We start from the raw sequence: 19,794 nt of genomic DNA on the forward strand, positions 1-19,794 counted from the left end.
TCACCTCCAAAATATTCGAACAATCACACAATAATATTGATAATAGCAAACTTTTACGCATTAAAGCAATATGAACCAAGGATAATCTCGGCTTAAATGATAATTTCCTAATTAATTCAGAAAAACAGGACACATTCATTTTCCATGTGCCCTTTCCTCAGATTTAAGATTTAATCCTTCTTAAATATCTTGGTAATCGCGGAAAAAAGTCCCTTGCCTTCATTCTCTTCATTTTCTGCCATGTTCTTTTCCTGATTAGATGACGGTGCATCCTTTTTCGCGACGTAAATTTCTTCCTGATCGATTGCATAATCATAGGCAAGAACAAGCCCAAGCTCTGAGTGATAATCCTTATTATTAACCATGGTATATTCCATCGATAATTCAGTCACCCGTTTTATATACTTTGAATGATAGCTATAATCGAGATTTCCATTCAGCAATAGCTGAGCTTTTTTATTTTCCTTCATCGCATTCAGCACTTCTGGGTATGGTTCTGCTTCCATGACTTGAGAGGTCGTTAAAGTAATAACGACACGCTCACGAATAGTCCCGAGGAATTTCCTCCTCTCATCAGGCTTGATTTGCTTTGCTCCATAAATACCTTGTTCAATGTAATCATCAAGCTTGGCTTTTCCCAAAAAATTGCCTCCTTCATTTATTCTTACAAAAAAATCTTACGACTAACTACTATTATGTATGTATCATTATCTATAATAGTGCAATTTAACCTGTTTTTAAAAGAAATTACGAATATTTTTGTGAAAAACCAACATGGCTCTCTCAGGGAGAGATACATTTCTCCTTTAAAAAAGAATTTATCCTTCGACAAAAAAATCCCCTCTCTTCACAAAGAAGAGAAGGGCTATTTAGGAGAAATATAGGGTGAAAAATCACAGTTTCAAACAATAATGATTACTTACTAGCTGTAAATTGAGCTTCTTCGGTTGAACCTTTTAAAGCTGTAGTGGATGAAGTTCCACCAGTGATAACCATTGATACTTGGTCGAAATATCCAGTTCCTACTTCCCTTTGGTGGCGAGTAGCTGAATATCCATCTTTTTCACTTGCAAATTCTGCTTGTTGCAATTCAGAATAAGCTGCCATTCCACGATCCTTGTAACCTAGAGCAAGATTAAACATGCTGTGGTTCAAGGCATGGAAACCAGCAAGTGTAACGAATTGGAATTTATAACCCATTTTTCCAAGTTCTTTTTGGAAATTAGCAATGGTTTCGTCATCAAGTTTAGCTTTCCAGTTAAATGATGGAGAGCAGTTATAAGCTAACAATTTATCAGGATATTTTGCATGAATAGCTTCAGCAAATTTTCTAGCTTCTTCTACATTTGGTTCAGAAGTTTCACACCAAACCAAATCAGCATATGGAGCATAAGCTAATCCACGAGCAATAGCTTGGTCAATTCCTGATTTCGTATGGAAGAAGCCTTCAGGAGTACGTTCACCAGTAATAAATGGAGCATCATACGGATCTACATCGCTAGTGATTAAATCTGCAGCGTTTGCGTCAGTTCTAGCAACTAGTACAGTTGGAGTACCCATAACGTCTGCAGCAAGGCGTGCAGCAATTAGGTTACGTACAGCTGTTTGTGTTGGGAGTAGAACTTTTCCACCTAAATGTCCACATTTCTTTTCAGAAGAAAGTTGGTCTTCAAAGTGAACGCCAGATGCACCAGCTTCAATCATGGCTTTCATTAATTCAAAGCAATTCAATTGTCCGCCAAAGCCTGCTTCAGCATCTGCAACGATTGGTGCAAACCAGTCGATTGCATCATTTCCTTCTGTATGTGTGATTTGGTCCGCACGTTGTAACGCTTGATTAATGCGTTTTACAACAGCTGGTACACTGTTTGCTGGATATAAGCTTTGGTCAGGATACATGTTTCCTGAAAGGTTCGCATCAGCTGCGACTTGCCATCCACTTAAGTAGATTGCTTTAAGACCAGCTTTTACTTGTTGAACAGCTTGGTTACCAGTTAATGCACCAAGAGCATTTACAAAATCTTCTTCATGAACTAGCTTCCAAAGCTTTTCAGCTCCACGGCGAGCTAGAGTATATTCAATATCAATGGATCCACGTAGTTTAATAACTTCCTCAGCTGTATAAGGTCTTGTAACACCTTTCCATCGTTCGTCAAGCTCCCAGCTTTCTTGAAGCTGTTGAATTCTTTCATCTGCCATCTTCAAAAAACTCCTTCCCATTTCCCTTTAAAATTGAAAATCTATCATTTTTTAAAAACATAAACCCCAATAAAGATAAAAACATCCACTAAAAAAGCTTTCTTCTTGTTTCATTTTTGAGAGCCGGCTCGTTTGTTATAATACACATCATAACTTCTGTTTGTATTGTATAACAGATAAAATGGAAATGGAACCCCCTTTTTGAAATTTTTCTGAAATTTTATTTTATTTGAATCAAATTCACTAGTAATCTTTGTAAAAGAGACTATTTGTAAGCGTTTGCAGAAAATATTGTTTGTTCCCAATAATATTTTTTAGGAAAGCCAATCTTCTATTTTTCGATAAAATCCCCTCGAAAATAACTTACATCAGTCTAATAAAGCATCCGCCATTTGCACAATATTCCTCTCATATTAAAAAGGATGACTCCCAAACGAAAGCCATCCTCCTCGAAATCATTAATACATTTCTGAAGTTGTTTTTGCTTGCATGTGTAGCAATAAATAATCAGGACCGCCAGCCTTGGAATCCGTACCGGACATATTAAATCCGCCAAATGGCTGATAGCCCACAACCGCACCTGTACAGCCACGATTAAAATATAAATTTCCTACATGGAAATCTTCACGTGCTTGTTCCATATGGTAGCGGTTATTCGTAATCACGGCTCCTGTTAGTCCATATTCTGTGTTGTTCGCGATTTCGATAGCGTGATCAAAATCTTTCGCTTTCGTAAACCCAACAACAGGGCCAAAGATTTCTTCTTGCATAATTCGGGCATCTGGAGCAAGATCAGCAATAATGGTAGGTTGAATGAAGAAGCCTTTAGAGCTGTCTCCTTCTCCTCCAGTTAAGATTTTTCCTTCTTGTTTTCCGATTTTAATATAGCTCATATTTTTATCAAATGCCGCTTTGTCATTAACAGGTCCAACTGATGTTGTCTGTTCTTCCGGATCACCGACGCCAAGCGCTTTTGTTAGTTCCACAGCACGGTTTAGTACTTGATCATACACATCTTCAACAATGACGGCTCTTGAACATGCAGAACATTTTTGGCCGGAGAAGCCAAATGCAGAGGCCACAATAGATTGGGCTGCTAATTCTAAATCTGCCTCTTTATCTACGACAATCGTATCCTTACCGCCCATTTCGGCAATCACGCGTTTGATCCAGATTTGTCCTTTATTTAACTTCGATGCCCGCTCATTGATGCGCAAACCAACATCCCGGGAACCCGTAAAGGAAATGAAACGAGTATCTTTATGATCGACTAAATAATCTCCTACCTCAGCACCGCTGCCTGGGACGAAGTTTAAGACGCCCGCAGGAAGACCCGCTTCTTCCATAACTTCCACAAATTTAGCTGCAATAACTGGTGTTGTGGATGCCGGTTTTAATAGAACCGTATTTCCTGCAACAATAGCTGCAACCGTTGTCCCGGCCATAATGGCAAGAGGAAAATTCCAAGGGGAAATAATAATTCCTACCCCTAAAGGTATATAATCATATCGGTTAAATTCATTTGGACCGCTTTGAACCGGTACGCCATTTTTTAATTTAAGCATTTGGCGACCGTAGTACTCCAAAAAATCAATCGCTTCTGCTGTGTCTGCATCGGCCTCACGCCATGATTTTCCGGCTTCTTTTGTCATTAAAGCAGAGAATTCATGCTTACGGCGGCGAATAATGGCAGCAGCTTTAAATAAAACATCCGCACGCATTTCTGCCTTTGTTTTTTTCCACGTTTTGAATGTTTCCACCGCGACCTTCATCGCTTTCTCAGCTAATTCTTGATTCGCCTTTGAAACTCGGCCAATCACTTCTTCTTTTTTTGATGGATTAATAGAGACGATTTTTTCATCTGTGGAGATATGCTCTCCGCCGATTACCAAATCATAATCTTTACCTAGATCACTTTTCACTGTTTCTAATGCTTCTAGGTAGCCTTGACGTTCTTTTTCAATTGAAAAATCTGTAAGTGGCTCATGCTTGTATGGTTGGACCATTTTACCGCCTCCTATGTATAAGTTGTATACAATCATAATTTTATCATGATTACTTTCCCACCTACAATTGTTAGACCAACTATTTCATATATTTGCGTGATTTTTAATTTTCTGTAAAAAACAAAAAAGAGCTTTACCGTTGAAGCGGCAAAACTCTCTTCTTTAATTATTGATATATGTGCACAAAAGGCTCATCTTGTTTTGCTTTTCGGACAATCAGCGCTTCTGGACCATTCACTGATGTGATGCTAACCTGAACCGTAATGTAATTCGGGAAATATTCCATCACGAGACCAGCAACATATTGCGTAAAACCGATTGCTTCTGTTTTTCCGTAAAATTGAATGGGAATATCAATGCTTAATTCCTGTAACTGATCGTCTACATAAAAACCTTTTCCGATAACCCCATTAAAATTAGGGAAATAATTCTCTACATCCTGTTTGAAATTTTTGAAGGATGTATCATTTTCGCGGTATTGTTCCTTCGATGTATCTGATGGGAATAAGACATATTTTTCATTTACCTTTTCCCATTCATCAATATTTGAGCTGCCTTTGGCTACACTGGCATAAGCAAAGAAATTACCCGGCACAACAGAAGAGCGTTCTTGCTGTTCAAAGAGGGCAATGGTGATCGGTACAGTTCTTAAACCTTTAATACCTCTTAGACGCTTAATTACTTCAGCAGCCATTTCTTTTCCTTCTTTTTCAACCTTCGCATGATCAATTTTCTTTTCGTAGGTTGGACCGTATTTTTCCGTTTGATAATAATAAACAGAGTTCAAAGCAAGTCCAATAACAACTCCGCCAAGGCTTACTGTGCCCTTGTCATTTTTGACTAAATAGTTATGCTCAAGGATATCGGATAAATAGATTGGATATTTTTCATTACTCGCTTTCGAACTGCTTTTTCCAGGATTTAATGGATTTAACCCAATATTTTCAGAAGACTTTAGCCCTTCATCCTTTAATTGCGCTGTAGTAAATTTGCGGTTTAGCCATAGACTTACTGTTTCCTTGTCCAAATATTGTCCCTCTTGAAAAAGATACTTATCTGGGTCGAAGTTATTTTGCGAAATTCTCATTAAACCTGTTTCAAATTCACTTAGATCATATCTTGAGTCAATATTATTTACAACCAATCCTCGAGCCTGTGAAGGTTCAAATGGAAGGATGGTCTGATAATATTTATCTGACACTTTATATTTAGGAATAATCGCCTTTTTTTGCGTATTGTCCTTTTCTTGAACTACCTCATCTTCCTTTTGAAAATTAGGAGCACAGGCAGTTAAGAGGAGTACAAGCGCTAGCGCAATCATTGAGAGCTTTCTCACAACCTTACACCTCTAACCTTTTTAATTCTTCTAGCAATTTCTCCTCAGTCCACACTTCAATTCCGAATTGTTGTGCTTTGGCCAATTTGGAGCCTGCATCTTCACCTGCAATCACGAGATGCGTTTTCTTACTTACACTTTCTGAAACATTTCCCCCTAAAGCCTCAATTCTTTCCTTCGCTTCATTTCTTGTCAACTGCTCAAGCTTTCCTGTTAGCACAATTGTTTTACCTGAAAAAATAGAGTCATTTTCTTCAGGAGATATTGGTTTTGGTCCTCGATATTCCATGTTAACTCCGGCTGTCTTTAATTCTGTCAAGAGCTCCTGAGCCTCTTCTTGTTCAAAAAATGTCACAATAGAATCAGCCATTTTTTCTCCAATTTCATTAATATTTGTTAATTGTTCTTTGCTTGCAGCAGCTAATGCATCCATTGTTTCAAATTGAATTGCAAGAGTTTTAGCCGCCTTTGCCCCAACATGACGAACTCCTAGACCAAAAAGAAGTTTGTCTAAAGAATTCTCCTTAGAGGCTTCGATAGCTTTTAAAAGATTCGTTACAGACTTCTCTCCCATTCTCTCAAGACCGATTAATTGATCATAATTCAGATGATAAATATCGGCAACATCCTGAATGAGCTCAGCTTGAAATAGCTGACTAACCACTTTTTCTCCAAGTCCTTCAATATTCATCGCATCCCTGGAAACGAAATGGATTAAACCCTCGCGAATTTGTGCCGGACATTTTGGATTGATGCATCTTAATGCCACTTCCCCATCTAAACGAACGAGCTCACTGGCACATTCAGGGCAATGGTCTGGCATATGAAATTCTTGCTCTTCTCCAGAACGATTTTCCACTAAGACTTTGAGCACTTCTGGGATGATGTCTCCAGCTTTAATAACTACCACCTGATCACCAATTCGAATATCCTTTTCTCGAATTAGATCTTCATTATGAAGAGAAGCCCTTTGTACCGTTGTTCCTGCTACACGAACCGGTTCTAAAATCGCCGTAGGGGTTACGACTCCTGTACGGCCAACACTTAACTCTATTTCTTTTAAGGTTGTCACCACTTCTTCAGCCGGAAATTTATAGGCGATTGCCCAGCGCGGACTTTTGGCTGTAGTCCCTAGTAATTTTTGTTGCTCTAAAGAATCTACCTTTATTACAATTCCATCTATTTCATAAGGTAGTGTCGGACGTTTATTTGTCCATTCATTGATAAAATCTAATACGGCTTCGATATTTGCACATTTTCTTCTCTCTTGGTTTACTTTTAAACCTAATGTTTCAAGATAAGACAGGCCTTCACTATGAGAGGTTATTTGTGAATTTTCGATTCCTGCAAGGGCGTATAGGAAAATATCCAAATTCCTCGAAGCCGCAATTTTCGGATCCAGCTGTCGAAGCGATCCTGCCGCTGCATTTCGTGGATTGGCAAATGGTTCTTCCCCATTTTCCTCCTTCTTTTGATTCAAAGCTTCAAAAGATTTCTTGGGCATGAACGCTTCGCCGCGAACCTCAAGTGTTATAGGATCTTTTAATCGTAATGGGATGGAACGAATCGTTTTTAAGTTTGCTGATATATCCTCACCTACCGCACCATCTCCACGAGTTGCCCCCTGGATAAAGAGTCCATTCTCGTAATGAAGGGATACTGCTAATCCATCAATCTTCAGTTCGCAAATATAAGAATAATTCTCTCCAACTGTTTGTTGTACCCTACGATCAAAATCTCTTAAATCACTTTCGTTAAAAGCATTGGCTAAGCTAAGCATAGGGGACCGATGCTCCACCTTCGCAAACATAGACAATGCCTCGCCGCCAACTCTTTGAGTAGGAGAATCCACCGTTTTCAATTGAGGAAATTGTTCCTCTAAATTGGCTAATTCCTTCAATAGCTGATCATATTCAGCGTCAGATACTGAAGGCTTGTCCAGGACATAATACTCATAATTATATTGATTTAATAGCTGATGCAACTGACTAACTCGGTTTTCTGCTGCTTGAAGGTCCATAAATCAGGTCCTTTCTAAGTATTTAACTTATTATTTCACCAGTTTCCGTTTTCAATCTTTATGCCTTTGTGATTGGAGCATATTTGGCAAGAAGTCTTTTGATTCCCGTTGGACTTGGAAAAGCAATATCTAGCTCCATGCCGTCTCCACTTCCTTTAACACTGACAACTGTACCAACTCCCCACTTCCCATGGGCTGCCTTATCTCCAACGGACCATTGAATCTCATTGCCGCCTGTCTCATTGGCCACAGGGCGCATAACAGGCTTTCGCATTGGTGCTCTCCCTGATCGAGGTGCTCCAAAAGGAGAACCTTCTCTTTTTTGAATGGGCTGTACACCGTCAATTAGTTCACTAGGAATTTCATCAATAAATCGTGATGGACGATTCACATTCGTCCGTCCAAATAATGTTCTCATTTGTGCGTTAGTAATAAATAATTCCTCTTCTGCACGCGTAATGCCGACATAAGCGAGACGTCTTTCCTCTTCCATTTCCGCCTCTTCCATAAGTGAACGGCTATGTGGGAATACCCCTTCCTCTAATCCCATTAAGAAGACAACCGGAAATTCTAGTCCCTTTGCCGAGTGCAACGTCATTAACACAACAGTATCAGTTTTATCCCCATCTTCATCTAATTTATCAATATCTGCGACTAAGGCAAGATCTGTTAGAAAGGCGACTAAGGTTTTGTCTTCACTGCTTTCCTCGAAGTTTTGCGTAACGGATAAAAATTCATCTATATTTTCCAATCGGCTTTGTGCTTCAATAGACTTTTCTGCTTTTAGCATTTCACGATATCCCGTTTTCTCTAGTATCTGCTCTACTAATTCTGTAACAGATAAATATTCCTGCATTTGAGTATAGTTGCTAATTAGATTGCGAAATTCCGCAGCCGCTTTTGTCACTTTTGGACTTACTCCTATTAATTCAATGGATTCAAGCGCCTGAAACATCGATATATCATGCATATTAGCAAAGTCAGCAATTTTATCAAGCGAGCCGGAGCCTATTCCCCGTTTAGGTACATTAATGACCCTTTGCAAGCTAATATCATCATCAGGATTGGCAATCAAACGGAGATAAGCAAGTAAATCTTTAATTTCCTTACGATCGTAGAACTTAATTCCGCCAACAATGAAATATTCTATATTTGATTTAAGCAGTACTTCCTCGATGACACGCGACTGGGCATTTGTCCGATAAAGAATCGCAAAGTCAGAGTACTTTCGCTTCCCACTATCTACTAATTCCTTAATCTTTCCTGCTACAAATTGCGCCTCCCCTTGCTCACTATCCGCACGAAAATAAACAATCTTATTTCCTTCAGCATTTTCTGTCCACAAGTTTTTTGGCTTTCGATTTAAATTATTCTTAATCACTTCATTCGCAGCAAGGAGGATCTTTTTCGTAGAGCGATAGTTTTGCTCTAAAAGAATCACTTGTGCACTTGGATAGTCCTTTTCAAACGAAAGAATATTCGCAATATCCGCTCCGCGCCAACGATAGATGGATTGGTCAGAATCTCCGACAACGCAGAGATTTTTAAACCGCATGGCTAAAAGCTTTACAAGCATATATTGGCTTCTATTCGTGTCTTGATACTCATCGACGTGAATATACTGGAATTTACGTTGGTAGTATTCCAGTACCTCAGGCACTCTTTGAAATAATTGAATGGTTTTCATGATTAAATCATCAAAGTCCAACGCTTGATTTTTACGTAATCTTTTTTGATATTCCGTGTAAACATCACTCACAACTTGGTCAAAGTAATCCCCGACTTTTTTGGAAAATTCATCCTGATCGATCAGCTCATTTTTCGCTGAACTAATCGCTCCTAGAATGGCGCGAGGATCGAATTTTTTGGGATCCAGATTTTTATCCTTTAAAATTCCTTTTATAACCGATTGCTGATCCGTCGTATCCAAGATGGTAAAATTTCGATTGAATCCAATCCGATCAATATCTCTTCTGAGAATCCGGACACACATAGAATGAAAAGTGGAGATCCAAATTTCCTCGGCTGCACCACCTAACATCCTCTGTACCCGTTCCTTCATTTCACGCGCTGCTTTATTTGTGAAGGTTATAGCAAGAATATTGTAAGGATTTACTCGCTTTTCAACCATTAAATAGGCAATCCTATGAGTCAGCACTCTTGTCTTCCCACTACCTGCTCCTGCCATCAAAAGTAACGGGCCATCGGTCGCTTTTACTGCTTTTTGTTGTTCTGGATTAAGACCATTCAACAATTTTTCCGTTAAATATTGCATTCCTTACATTCACCACCATACAAACATACGTTCTTATTTATATTATAAGTTATTTAACACGAATGATCTATCCCCGTTTTTTTCACTTTTACCGTTTCCAATGCGTCCTCAAAATGATCATACAGTGCATTGCCTACAACAACCACATCTGCGTGCTCCATCATTTCTTTTGCCTCTTCTAAATTATGGATTCCCCCGCCGTAAAACAAAATCGTATTCTCCAGATTTTCTTTTACTTCAGCAACTAGCGACGGATTTCCATACATCCCGCTATATTCTAAATAAAAGATTGGAAGATGGAGCATTTTTTCTGCCATCAGCGCGTAAGCTACAACATCATCCGTATCAAGCTCAGTTACCGCACCTGTTAACTTAGCTGCTTTACAGTCAGGATTCAAAATACAATAACCAGACACGAAGATTTCATCCCAATTCATAATCGCTCCATATTCTTTTACTGCCTTTTGATGGAGACCCGTAATCCACAGCGCATCCGTACTATTTAAAACAGCTGGGATAAAATATAAATCAAATCCAGGTGTTACAGATTCAATATTGGATACTTCTTGGATACAAGGAACTGAAAACTTTCGAACCCGTGCCATTAAATCTAACACATTTTCTAGTGTAACTCCGTCAGAACCCCCAATGATAATGGCATCCGTCCCAGACTCACAAATTCTTTCTAACTCCCTATCTGAGATTTCTTTATTTGGATCCAATTTAAACACATGGTGCCACTCTCGAATATCATACATGCACAAATTTCCTCCATTCTAGATATTCATTACACCATTATAGCATTAGCGGAATTGAATAAAAAAGATATTACGTAGTCTTTCTACTTTTTTACAAAACCTTTATTCTTTCTTGCATTTATAGCCAGTAATCTCTGCTTGGCCATTTATCTTATAAGTGTTAAATTACATAGCTCACTTGAATCCCTTCCCTTATAACAATAAAGTGAAACTTCCATCAGTGGGGGTTTTCGACGCACAGAACATGCTAGTGCAGACTTATGTGTTGACATCGCGCTTTTAGTCTGCCATTCATCCCCCACTGATGGTTAGCCACGCAAAGCCTGATTGATTTTTCTAAGGGCTGAAGCCCAAAGAAAAATCTTATTTCACTTATCACGCTCATAACGCCACGTCCTGTGGCTTCGCCTGACTAGGACCTTAATCCCTCGTCGGACCTTTATGGACAGTTGATCTCCCACTTATCTTCTTCGTATTCTCAAATCTTGAAGTGGGAGTCTTACTGTCCGTTAAGAGTGGGATAAACATTTCATCCACAATTTTCATAAGAAAAACCGGAGGATTTCTATTATGATCCTCCGGTTTCCCATTTCATTTATTCATTTGATTGATTAGCTTCTAATTCCTTTATTCTTTCTAACACAACCCCATAGGAATCATTGCCATAATTTAAACTCCGTTTTACACGGGAAATTGTCGCTGTACTCGCTCCTGTTTCTGTTTCGATTTTGTGATAGGTTTTCCCCTCGCGCAGCATCCGGGCAACTTCTAACCGTTGGGCTAAAGATTGGATTTCATTCACGGTACATAAATCATCAAAAAATTGATAGCATTCCTCTAAGTTTTTAAGAGATAAAATGGATTGAAATAGTTGATCTAACTCTTTTCCTCTTAGTTTATCTATTTGCATAAATATATTCTCCTTATTGATTGCAATTAATCCTTAAATGAGACACTAGATTGGAGACCAGGCTTAATTGGAACTATATTAATCCATGTTTTACCTGGAACTAGACCAACCTCTTTCCCATTTGCAAACGGCAATATTCTGCCATCAACATTCTTCCATTCGACTTCATTCCATAATCCCCGTTGCAATAAGTACCCTTTTCCACCTGAAGTTAAGTCAACCGCTCTTCGACCATAATTATCAATAAACCGATGCTCTGTTTCAACAATTAAAATATTATCAAGTAAAACCGGTTTTTGGGAATCATAATCAGCGGTTAGCTCTCCATTTGAATAGCGTTTATACTTCTTTAACTTAGAATCATATTTGTAATCAACATGGAATAAAGAGTTCCCAGAATAGGAAATCCCAACGGTTGCAGCTTTTTTCCCCGTTAAGCTATCCAATTCCTCTTTGGAAAGAAACGTTAATGGAGATGGGGCCTGAGTCATTTTAGCCCCCACTTTATCAGCGCCTTTTAAAATGTTTTCATATGTGATATAAGAATTATGCGGGGCTTTACGAAAGCTCGCTCGTTTAAATAATGTCCCATCATATTCAATGCCGTTAATATTATCAATATAATTGGACTTAAGCATTTGTTTTGCTTCAGGACTCCATCCATGTGCAACAAAAAAACTATCGTACCCCTTGGCTAGCTCAATATAATAGTCACGTGCACTTCTTACGGGACCGATTGTGTCTGGCCTTTCACTCTGGAAAATCGCTAAAAAACGAGTGATATCTCCTTCTGCCAATACCTCATAAACAATATCTGCCTTATCAAGACCTGACTGGGGTCTTGCACTTGGATGATTATTCACCATCACGGCAATAGCTCTTCCCTCTGGCTCTTTCTTTAGCCCAATTCCAGTCAGTGGCGATTGATATGGAAAATGCTCGACATCGGGCGGCTGTTTCTCGATATTTTCCGTTTGCTTCTCTTTATGATTCTTAACAGCCTCTTTTTGGGCGCATCCAGCTGTAAAAAGCAATACAGCACTGAACAATATGATCCATTTTTTTAGCATACTACACCTCGACTTTTGCTTTTAAAATGAACAAGTCAATCCCAGAAGTCCAAATGTGTGATAAGCACAGCTCTCTGTTCTATTTTAACGCATTATAGAAGGAAAGAGTACCATTTTATTCATCACATCATACATTCCTTGTTGCGTAATCCGTATATAAGGCAAATGCGTTGAAGAAAAAAATAATAATGAATAGATCGGGTCTTCAAACCGATAGCCTTTTGCTTTTAAATACTGCAATAATTCTTTTTCCTGTTCAATTAAAACTTCAACATTTTGATTGGACATCACTCCGCTTATTATTAATGGAATTTCTAAGGCAATTTTTCCATTTTCACAGATGACAATTCCTCCACCCATTTCTTTCATTCGATTAAAAGCGGTAATCATATCATCTTTCTTCTTTCCAATCAAAATAATATCACCTGTATTGGAAAAAGAGCTACAAAGACCTCCTAATTCTTTCGCAAATCCTTTGAGTAATGTATTAATTCTCCATTTTCCATCGCGATTTATGAGCATGAAAAAACTTTCATCGTGCAGACTGGAAAGCTCATTAATCGATGCTTCAATGGAAATCGAGTATGGCTTTGTTATAACGGAATTCTCCATCTTCATTCCAAATGGCATCGAAAATTGCAAATCGTCCAGAGAAATATTCCAATCAATGTTTAATGGTGCAAAGCCATATTCATCCCATTGGATTGGTTCAAATACCTCCTCCACAATCTGACCGTCTCTTTTCACCCATTTTCCTTTTGACAATACGGATACAGGTGTTGGGTTTGTTTCTTCTGTAAGAAAATTTAGATTGGCAATTCTTCCTGTCGCAATCTGACCATGTAAATGCTCAATATGATAATACTTAGCAATATTAATAGTTGCCATGTTATATGCATCTATAACAGGCACTCCTTTTTCAATCGCCATGCGGATCATCCAATCATTCATTCCCTTTTCATAAAACAAAGCAGAGGATCCATCTGTATTAAACATAAATGAATCATAACGTTCAATACCTAACTTTTTAATTTCATCCAAAAGAATAGGTAAATCTGGCCGAATGGATGAATGACGGAGCGATACCATATAGCCTTGCATGAGTCGATCATAAATTTCCTTTCCATTCATTGCCTCGTGATCACAATCCGCCCCTAAAAGCATCATTTTTGCTAATGTTTTTTCTGAAGCACCAGGAAAATGACCTTCTATCTTTTTCCTTATTCTCTTTGTTTCCTGTATCCAAAGGAGCATTAAATCATCGCCATCCAATAATCTTGGCCAACCGGTTAACTCTCCGCCTTGTAAAACCGCATCATGCTCCAGCCATGCTTTTACATTCCCGTGGGAAAAGGTGACCTCCTCATTTTCAATTTCCGTCTGGGCATCAAATCGACACCACCAATACATTGTTGCGGGGCAAGTTTTTAATTGCTCTAACAAAGAAAACGCTTTCTTTTTTTCTAATTGTAAAGCTAGCACCATATTGTCATTAATTAATGTTGTTGTCCCAAATTGAGATGCATACCTCGCTAAGGAGTGGGGATTATATAATTGAAATGGATGAGCATGAGGCTCGATGTAACCAGGTACTACTAACAATCCCGTACAATCAATAATTTCACATTGATTTAGCTTTTCCGGAAGCCTATCACCCACATAAATAATTCGGTCCTCATAAATCCAAATATTGGCTGTCATCCATTTTTGAAAAGTCTGATTTAAATAATGGGCATTTTTTAAAAGTATTGTTGGTGCTTTCTGTCCATCAAGGATAGACACGTGTTCGCGCAATTGCTTATTTTTCCATCGATAACGCTGTTCGGGCACAAGCCACTCCTCCCTTAATTTTACATCAATCAGAACGGTGTTCAGAGTTTATCTATTTTGTTATTGCTCAATAAAAGAAACAACTGATTAATTATTTGTATTTACAATGTCAAAATAGTATGAAAAGAAAACAAATAAAAAGAAAGCCCTTACACGATTTGCTTTTTATTATACTAACATATTTCATAATTCACCGCATTAAAGAATATGAAAAAATATGAAATTTTATGTGATTGGAGAAAGAAAAATGAAGATTGTACCAAATGTTGGAATATTAAATGCGTTAATTCGGATTACCGTCGGATTAACGGTCCTTTCCTGTTGCACAGCAAAATTAGTCAGAAGACCTTGGAATCAATCCTATCTTTTTCTTGCCATGCTAGGGGCTATGAAAGTAGCGGAAGGAATTGTCCGTTTCTGTCCAATTACTGCATTATGGGAACAAAGCAAAGGGTGCTGCGAAGACATAAAGTGAAACTTCCATCAGTGGGGGTTTTCGACGCACAGGACGTGCTAGTGCAGACGTTGTGATTGACGTCGCGCTTTTAGTCTGCCATTCAACCCCCACTGATGGTTAGTCACGCAAAGCCTGATTGATTTTTCTAAGGGCTGAAGCCCAAAGAAAAATCTTATTTCACTTATCACGCTCATAACGCCACGTCCTGTGGCTTCGCCTGACTAGGACCTCCTGTCCGTCGTCGGACCTTTACGGACAGTTGATCTCCCACTTATCTTCTTCGTATTCTCAGAATCTTGAAGTGGGAGTCTTACTGTCCGTTAAGAGTGGGATAAATAACCCTTATCAAGAAACAAATGATTTATTAGCCAATAAGCCGTCTTAACAAAAGGGGGATCGATTAAATGAACCGGTTCCCCCTCACCTCTCAAGCTTTATACCGTTTCCTGAATCGCTTTAAATCCAATATCCTTGCGGTAAAAAACTCCTTCAGAATGCATTTTCTCAAGTCCCAGGTAGACCTTTCGTTGAGCTTCTTTAAGATTTTCCGCCTTTGTTCCGGCAAGAAGAACTCTTCCACCATCAGTTACGAAATAACCATCTTGATTTCTCTTTGTTCCGGCATGAAAAACCATTAAATCCTTAGCTACTTCTTCTAATCCGGTTAAAATAGCTCCTTTTTCGTAGTTTTCGGGATATCCCTTCGATGCAACCACAACCCCTAAACAAACGTCCGTATCCCATTCAATCTCTGGTTTTTCCCCTTTTAACACAGACAATAGAATCTCAATAAGATCAGATTTCATTCGTGGAAGGATAACCTGCGTTTCCGGATCACCTAATCTAGCATTAAACTCAATCACTTTTGGACCCTTTTGGGTGGCAATTAATCCTGCGTAAAGTATTCCAGAAAAATATCTATCCTCTTTAACCATAGCCTTCGCAGTTGGTACAAGAATGGTTTCAATGGCACGATTAACGATTTCCTTCCCGATATGGGGCACAGGAGAATAAGCGCCCATTCCTCCGGTATTTGGTCCGCAATCACCATCAAAGGCCCGTTTATGGTCTTGTGCAATTTCAAGGGGAATGACCGTTTCACCATGAACAAATGCCATCAATGAAAATTCCTCTCCATCAAGGAATTCCTCCACAACTACCTTGGAAGACGCATCCCCAAATTTGGCATTCACCATCATTTCCTCAAGGCTCGATATGGCCTCCTCTAAGTCAACAGCCACTGTTACCCCTTTACCTGCAGCAAGTCCGTCCGCTTTGATGACAATTGGTGCACCTTTTTCCTCGACATAAGCTTTTGCCTTTTTAAAGTCTGTAAAAACCTCATACTCTGCCGTTGGAATATGATACTTTTTCATTAAATTCTTTGCATAAGACTTGCTGCCTTCAATAATAGCTGCCCGGCCGCTTGGGCCAAAAACAGCTAAATTTGCTGCTTGAAAACGATCAGCCAGCCCTTCAAACAGTGGTACCTCTGGTCCAATGATCGTTAATCCAATTTCTTCTGTTTGAGCAAAATGAACTAGCTTTTCTTGTTCACTTTCACTAATTTCTATCGGTATCGCTACGTCAGTCATTCCCAGATTTCCAGGAGCAACAAAGACTTTTTCCACCAAAGGACTTTCGCTAGCCTTCCGACAAATGGCATGTTCACGTCCGCCTCTACCAACGACTAAAACCTTCAAAGCTTGCACCCCCACTATTAATGCTTAAAGTGTCTAACTCCAGTAAAGACCATCGCAATCCCGTATTCATCTGCCTTTTTAATAGAATCCTCATCACGAATCGATCCACCTGGTTGAATAATCGCTGTAATTCCTGCTTTAGCAGCCTCTTCTACCGTATCATCCATAGGGAAGAAGGCATCTGAAGCGAGTGCCGCTCCTTTTGCTTTTTCTCCAGCTTGTTCAAGTGCAATCTTGGCAGAGCCTACACGATTCATTTGGCCTGCTCCAACTCCAAGAGTCATGAATGCATCTGTCACCACAATAGCATTAGATTTTACATGTTTCACGATTTTCCATCCTAACTTAAGAGCCTCCCATTCCTCATCAGTCGGTTCCCTTTTCGTTGGGACAGAAATAGTTGCATCATCTAAAGAGTAACGGTCTTGATCCTGAACGAGAAGACCCCCTTCAATCGATGTCAAATTACTTTCAACTTTATCCTGTTGATCAAACGGAATGGTTAAAAGGCGAAGATTCTTTTTGCTTGTTAAAGCAGCCAAAGCCTCTTCAGTAAAGGATGGTGCAATGATAATTTCTAAAAAGATTTCATGGAGCTTTTCCGCAGTTTGCTGATCGACTTCACGATTGAAGGCAATAATCCCACCAAAGATGGAAACAGGATCAGATTCAAATGCTTTTGCAAAAGCGGTAAACGCATTTTCCCCAATTCCGACACCACAAGGGTTCATATGTTTAACTGCCACTGCGGCCGGTTCTTTAAATTCTCTTACAATTTGTAGTGCTGCATCTGCATCATGAATATTGTTATAAGAAAGCTCTTTCCCATGTAATTGCGTTGCATTTGCGATGGAGAATAAAGAGCCTAAAGGTTTACGATAAAAAGATGCCTTTTGATGAGGATTTTCCCCATAACGAAGTGTTTGCTTAAGCTCATAAGTTAACGTTAATTTTTCTGGGTTTTCTTCATTCGCAAGCTTTGTCATATAATCTGCGATGATGGCATCATAAGCTGCTGTATGACGGAATACTTTAGCTGCTAGTTTTCTGTTTGTATCCTTTGAAACATGTCCTTCATTTTTTAATTCTTCCAATACGGTATTGTAATCTGCAGGGTCTACGACAACAGACACATATTCATGATTTTTGGCAGCTGATCTTAACATCGTTGGTCCACCGATATCGATATTTTCAATCGCATCCTCGACTGTGACATCTGGTTTCGCAATCGTTTGTTGGAAAGGATAAAGATTCACGCACACCACTTGAATCGGTTCAATCATATGCTCAGCCATTTGAGCCTGATGACTTGGTTCATTAAATTTTGCTAAAAGTCCCCCATGAATGAGCGGATTTAATGTTTTGACACGTCCATCTAGAATTTCTGGAAACCCGGTAACATCACTTACCCCAATAACGGGAATTCCACTTTGTTCGAGGGCTTTCTTCGTTCCTCCAGTAGAAATTAATTCAAAGCCAAGTTCATATAGACCTTTTGCAAACTCTGTAATTCCATTCTTATCTGAAACACTAATAAGGGCACGCTTTTTCACGTTCATGATCTCCTTTGTAAAAGATTTTGCAGTGTAGCCGGATATAGTTCATGTTCAATTTGATGTATTTTTATTTGTAAGCTAGCTTTCGTTTCATTTGGATCAATCTGAACCTCTCTTTGAGCAATAACTGGTCCTGTGTCCATCCCCTCATCGACAAAATGAATCGTTACACCGCTTTTTTCGACACCAGCCTCTAATGCTTGTCCAATGGCATCCTTCCCTGGAAATACTGGAAGGAGTGAAGGATGAATATTAACGATTTTCCCTTCAAATTCTTTCAATAGAGTTGGACCTATTAATCTCATATAACCTGCTAATATAATCCACTCAATCTCATACTCTCTTAACTGGCTTAAAATGGCTCTCTCATACTCCTGCTTGCTTGCATATTCTTTCGCATGAAAAACAAATTGAGGAATATTTTCGTTTCTAGCTCTCTCAAGTACATATGCACTCGGTTTATCACACACAAGAAGCTTAATATTCGCTTCAAGTTTTTGAGATTTAATTGCGTCTAAAATCGCTTGAAAATTGCTCCCGCTGCCAGAAGCAAATACGGCGATATTGTTCATAGCCGAGCCTCCGTTTATATTAATCATTTCTTATCTAAATAGTTAATCTTAATGCCCTCTTGATCTGTAACGATTCCTATTTGGTAAGCACTCTCTCCAAGTTCATGAAAAAAGCTAATGATCTCAGACACCTCTTTCGGATTTACAGCCAAAACCATTCCTGTTCCCATGTTAAAAATGTTGTACATCTCTTTTCGTTCAAGGTTCCCTATAGACTCCATTAGCTTAAAGATTGCTGGAACCTCCCAATTGCTCTCTGAAAGCTCAACACCCGTACCAGATGGAAGCATTCGAGGAATATTTTCGATAAATCCTCCTCCAGTGATATGGGCCATTCCTTTAATATCAAACTTCTTCAAGGCAGAGAGTATCGGCTTAACATAAATTTTTGTAGGGCGAAGCAATTCCTCCCCTAAAGTACAGCCTAACTCATCGACATAATCAGTTAAAGACATTTGAGCTTGCTCAAGGAAAATCTGACGTACTAGCGAATATCCATTGCTATGGATTCCGTTTGAGGCGAGACCAATTAAAACATCTCCTGGTTGAATCCTCTCTCCGGTAATAACGGCAGACTTTTCAGCAGCTCCCACTGCAAAACCAGCTAAATCATATTCATCCTCGCTGTACATACCTGGCATTTCTGCCGTCTCTCCACCAACAAGGGCACATCCAGCCTGCTCGCAGCCAGTGCTCACTCCTTTTACAATAGCTTCGATTTTGTTTGGTTCAGCTTTCCCGCATGCAATATAGTCTAGGAAGTAAATCGGTTCTGCACCTTGAACGACAATATCATTGACACACATGGCGACTGCATCAATTCCAATCGAATCGTGACAATCCATCATAAAAGCAAGCATCAGCTTTGTTCCGACACCATCCGTTCCAGAAACTAAGACCGGCTCCTTCAAGTTTAGAACAGATAAATCAAACATGCCGCCGAAGCCCCCAAGGCCTCCCATCACTCCAGGTCGGATTGTCTTTTGAACATGCTTTTTCATTCTTGTTACCGCTTCATAGCCTGCTACGATATTCACGCCCGCTTGCTTGTATGCGTTACTCATTACATGAATCCTCCTTAATAAGGGGTTATTTTACAGTG

At 39.2% G+C, this 19,794-nt stretch carries 15 protein-coding genes; 1 reads left to right on the forward strand and 14 read right to left on the reverse strand.

Annotation, left to right across the window (positions count from 1 at the left end; translation table 11 throughout):
* Window positions 1–170: 170 nt before the first annotated feature.
* The 10 genes from ACE38V_RS17390 to ACE38V_RS17435 all read right to left on the reverse strand — a co-directional run bounded on the left by ACE38V_RS17390 (window position 171) and on the right by ACE38V_RS17435 (window position 14,404).
* Window positions 171–641: a YueI family protein gene (locus ACE38V_RS17390; RefSeq protein WP_375843203.1), complete on the reverse strand. Its 471-nt coding sequence runs from the start codon at window positions 639–641 to the stop codon at window positions 171–173.
* Window positions 642–915: 274 nt separating this feature from the next.
* Window positions 916–2,199 (reverse strand): isocitrate lyase, encoded by a 1,284-nt coding sequence (gene aceA, locus ACE38V_RS17395; RefSeq protein WP_375843205.1) that lies wholly within the window; start codon window positions 2,197–2,199, stop codon window positions 916–918.
* Window positions 2,200–2,657: 458 nt separating this feature from the next.
* Window positions 2,658–4,205 (reverse strand): L-glutamate gamma-semialdehyde dehydrogenase, encoded by a 1,548-nt coding sequence (gene pruA, locus ACE38V_RS17400; protein WP_375843207.1) that lies wholly within the window; start codon window positions 4,203–4,205, stop codon window positions 2,658–2,660.
* A gap of 166 nt (window positions 4,206–4,371) precedes the next feature.
* Window positions 4,372–5,541, reverse strand: coding sequence for a CamS family sex pheromone protein (locus ACE38V_RS17405; protein WP_375843208.1), 1,170 nt, complete (start codon window positions 5,539–5,541; stop codon window positions 4,372–4,374).
* Between the two features lie 4 nt (window positions 5,542–5,545).
* Complete coding sequence (gene ligA, locus ACE38V_RS17410) at window positions 5,546–7,561, reverse strand: NAD-dependent DNA ligase LigA (protein ID WP_375843210.1); 2,016 nt, start codon at window positions 7,559–7,561, stop codon at window positions 5,546–5,548.
* Window positions 7,562–7,619: 58 nt separating this feature from the next.
* Window positions 7,620–9,836: a DNA helicase PcrA gene (gene pcrA, locus ACE38V_RS17415; RefSeq protein WP_375843212.1), complete on the reverse strand. Its 2,217-nt coding sequence runs from the start codon at window positions 9,834–9,836 to the stop codon at window positions 7,620–7,622.
* 53 nt (window positions 9,837–9,889) lie between these two features.
* A complete protein-coding gene (gene pcrB, locus ACE38V_RS17420; RefSeq protein ID WP_375843213.1) occupies window positions 9,890–10,594 on the reverse strand; it encodes a heptaprenylglyceryl phosphate synthase in 705 nt (234 codons plus the stop codon).
* A gap of 595 nt (window positions 10,595–11,189) precedes the next feature.
* The gene (locus tag ACE38V_RS17425) at window positions 11,190–11,504 is read right to left on the reverse strand and encodes a YerC/YecD family TrpR-related protein (RefSeq protein ID WP_375843214.1); all 315 of its coding nucleotides are present in this window, start codon (window positions 11,502–11,504) and stop codon (window positions 11,190–11,192) included.
* A gap of 26 nt (window positions 11,505–11,530) precedes the next feature.
* A complete protein-coding gene (locus tag ACE38V_RS17430) occupies window positions 11,531–12,574 on the reverse strand; it encodes a DUF3048 domain-containing protein (protein ID WP_375843216.1) in 1,044 nt (347 codons plus the stop codon).
* Window positions 12,575–12,658: 84 nt separating this feature from the next.
* The gene (locus ACE38V_RS17435; RefSeq protein WP_375843218.1) at window positions 12,659–14,404 is read right to left on the reverse strand and encodes an adenine deaminase C-terminal domain-containing protein; all 1,746 of its coding nucleotides are present in this window, start codon (window positions 14,402–14,404) and stop codon (window positions 12,659–12,661) included.
* A 247-nt stretch (window positions 14,405–14,651) separates the two neighbouring features.
* Here ACE38V_RS17435 and ACE38V_RS17440 point away from each other — a divergent pair, with 247 nt between their 5' ends.
* Complete coding sequence (locus ACE38V_RS17440; protein WP_375843220.1) at window positions 14,652–14,879, forward strand: YgaP family membrane protein; 228 nt, start codon at window positions 14,652–14,654, stop codon at window positions 14,877–14,879.
* A 416-nt stretch (window positions 14,880–15,295) separates the two neighbouring features.
* Here the strand turns inward: ACE38V_RS17440 and purD are convergent, their stop codons facing one another.
* From purD to purM, 4 genes are read right to left on the reverse strand one after another with little or no spacing between them, the layout of a single operon-like run.
* Window positions 15,296–16,564 carry a phosphoribosylamine--glycine ligase gene (gene purD / locus ACE38V_RS17445; protein WP_375843221.1) on the reverse strand — a complete coding sequence of 423 codons (1,269 nt, stop codon included), beginning with the start codon at window positions 16,562–16,564 and terminating at the stop codon, window positions 15,296–15,298.
* A gap of 17 nt (window positions 16,565–16,581) precedes the next feature.
* Window positions 16,582–18,117 carry a bifunctional phosphoribosylaminoimidazolecarboxamide formyltransferase/IMP cyclohydrolase gene (purH, locus tag ACE38V_RS17450; protein WP_375843223.1) on the reverse strand — a complete coding sequence of 512 codons (1,536 nt, stop codon included), beginning with the start codon at window positions 18,115–18,117 and terminating at the stop codon, window positions 16,582–16,584.
* 2 nt (window positions 18,118–18,119) lie between these two features.
* Entirely contained in the window at window positions 18,120–18,692 is a 573-nt protein-coding gene (purN, locus tag ACE38V_RS17455; protein ID WP_375843225.1) for a phosphoribosylglycinamide formyltransferase, read from the reverse strand.
* Between the two features lie 23 nt (window positions 18,693–18,715).
* The gene (gene purM / locus ACE38V_RS17460; protein ID WP_375843227.1) at window positions 18,716–19,756 is read right to left on the reverse strand and encodes a phosphoribosylformylglycinamidine cyclo-ligase; all 1,041 of its coding nucleotides are present in this window, start codon (window positions 19,754–19,756) and stop codon (window positions 18,716–18,718) included.
* Window positions 19,757–19,794 lie beyond the last annotated feature (38 nt).

The sequence above is a fragment of the Cytobacillus sp. Hz8 genome, from assembly GCF_042263505.1.
Taxonomy (GTDB): Bacteria; Bacillota; Bacilli; order Bacillales; family Cytobacillaceae; genus Bacillus_BE.

What these genes read in the sequence shown, in the direction of transcription:
- aceA (WP_375843205.1), bottom strand. Translation starts at nt 2,199, where the DNA reads ATGGCAGATGAAAGAATTCAACAGCTTCAAGAAAGCTGGGAGCTTGAC.
- pruA (WP_375843207.1), bottom strand. Translation starts at nt 4,205, where the DNA reads ATGGTCCAACCATACAAGCATGAGCCACTTACAGATTTTTCAATTGAA.
- ligA (WP_375843210.1), bottom strand. Translation starts at nt 7,561, where the DNA reads ATGGACCTTCAAGCAGCAGAAAACCGAGTTAGTCAGTTGCATCAGCTA.
- pcrA (WP_375843212.1), bottom strand. Translation starts at nt 9,836, where the DNA reads ATGCAATATTTAACGGAAAAATTGTTGAATGGTCTTAATCCAGAACAA.
- pcrB (WP_375843213.1), bottom strand. Translation starts at nt 10,594, where the DNA reads ATGTATGATATTCGAGAGTGGCACCATGTGTTTAAATTGGATCCAAAT.
- ACE38V_RS17425 (WP_375843214.1), bottom strand. Translation starts at nt 11,504, where the DNA reads ATGCAAATAGATAAACTAAGAGGAAAAGAGTTAGATCAACTATTTCAA.
- ACE38V_RS17430 (WP_375843216.1), bottom strand. Translation starts at nt 12,574, where the DNA reads ATGCTAAAAAAATGGATCATATTGTTCAGTGCTGTATTGCTTTTTACA.
- ACE38V_RS17440 (WP_375843220.1), top strand. Translation starts at nt 14,652, where the DNA reads ATGAAGATTGTACCAAATGTTGGAATATTAAATGCGTTAATTCGGATT.
- purN (WP_375843225.1), bottom strand. Translation starts at nt 18,692, where the DNA reads ATGAACAATATCGCCGTATTTGCTTCTGGCAGCGGGAGCAATTTTCAA.
- purM (WP_375843227.1), bottom strand. Translation starts at nt 19,756, where the DNA reads ATGAGTAACGCATACAAGCAAGCGGGCGTGAATATCGTAGCAGGCTAT.